This is a genomic window from Bacillus timonensis, assembly GCF_004799755.1.
Lineage (GTDB): Bacteria > Bacillota > Bacilli > Bacillales > Bacillaceae_L > Ferdinandcohnia > Ferdinandcohnia timonensis_A.
On record NZ_SLUB01000129.1, the window covers coordinates 1 to 1,158 of the forward strand.

Annotated in this window: 7 tRNA genes and 2 rRNA genes; all 9 read right to left on the reverse strand. The window is 50.0% G+C overall.

Annotation, left to right across the window (positions count from 1 at the left end):
• Position 1: 1 nt before the first annotated feature.
• Positions 2 to 78, reverse strand: a tRNA-Pro gene (locus tag E1I69_RS24105).
• 5 nt (positions 79 to 83) lie between these two features.
• Positions 84 to 160, reverse strand: a tRNA-Arg gene (locus tag E1I69_RS24110).
• Positions 161 to 173: 13 nt separating this feature from the next.
• A tRNA-Leu gene (locus tag E1I69_RS24115) sits at positions 174 to 262 on the reverse strand.
• A 15-nt stretch (positions 263 to 277) separates the two neighbouring features.
• A tRNA-Gly gene (locus E1I69_RS24120) sits at positions 278 to 352 on the reverse strand.
• A gap of 4 nt (positions 353 to 356) precedes the next feature.
• Positions 357 to 437 (reverse strand) — tRNA-Leu (locus E1I69_RS24125).
• 14 nt (positions 438 to 451) lie between these two features.
• Positions 452 to 527, reverse strand: a tRNA-Lys gene (locus tag E1I69_RS24130).
• Positions 528 to 541: 14 nt separating this feature from the next.
• A tRNA-Val gene (locus E1I69_RS24135) sits at positions 542 to 617 on the reverse strand.
• 8 nt (positions 618 to 625) lie between these two features.
• A 5S ribosomal RNA gene (gene rrf, locus E1I69_RS24140) occupies positions 626 to 741 on the reverse strand.
• A gap of 97 nt (positions 742 to 838) precedes the next feature.
• A 23S ribosomal RNA gene (locus E1I69_RS24145) occupies positions 839 to 1,158 on the reverse strand; the annotation flags it as partial.

Consider the following 1,158-nt stretch of genomic DNA (forward strand, 5'->3'; position numbering starts at 1 on the left):
ATGGTCGGGAAGACAGGATTCGAACCTGCGACCCCTTGGTCCCAAACCAAGTGCTCTACCAAGCTGAGCTACTTCCCGTAATATGGCGCGCCCGAAAGGAGTCGAACCCATAACCTTCTGATCCGTAGTCAGACGCTCTATCCAATTGAGCTACGGGCGCATTATTATTTAAGTGGTGCCGAGGACCGGAATCGAACCGGTACGGTAGTCACCTACCGCAGGATTTTAAGTCCTGTGCGTCTGCCAGTTCCGCCACCCCGGCATATAAAATTACCTCTGGAGCGGAAGACGGGATTCGAACCCGCGACCCCCACCTTGGCAAGGTGGTGTTCTACCACTGAACTACTTCCGCATAATGCGGGTGAAGGGACTCGAACCCCCACGTCAAAGACACTAGATCCTAAGTCTAGCGCGTCTGCCAATTCCGCCACACCCGCATATTTAAATTAAATGGTGAGCCATGAAGGACTCGAACCTTCGACCCTCTGATTAAAAGTCAGATGCTCTACCGACTGAGCTAATGGCTCGTATCAATTAAGAATGGTGGAGGATGACGGGATCGAACCGCCGACCCCCTGCTTGTAAGGCAGGTGCTCTCCCAGCTGAGCTAATCCTCCAATGATTCGCCTAGCGACGTCCTACTCTCACAGGGACAAAGTCCCAACTACCATCGGCGCTGAGAAGCTTAACTTCCGTGTTCGGTATGGGAACGGGTGTGACCTTCTCGCTATCGTCACTAGACTATTAAAAGAACATTTCTTATTATAATCTCTTTTCGAGATTAATCAATAGGAAATTCATTCCTTCAAAACTAGATAACGCTCCTACATTCATTAATTTGGTTAAGTCCTCGATCGATTAGTATCAGTCAGCTGCACATGTCACCATGCTTTCACCTCTGACCTATCAACCTCGTCATCTTCGAGGGATCTTACTAGTTTAACACTATGGGAAATCTCATCTTGAGGGGGGCTTCATGCTTAGATGCTTTCAGCACTTATCCCTTCCACACATAGCTACCCAGCTATGCCCTTGGCAGGACAACTGGTACACCAGCGGTGTGTCCATCCCGGTCCTCTCGTACTAAGGACAGCTCCTCTCAAATTTCCTACGCCCACGACGGATAGGGACCGAACTGTCTCACGACGTTCTGAACCC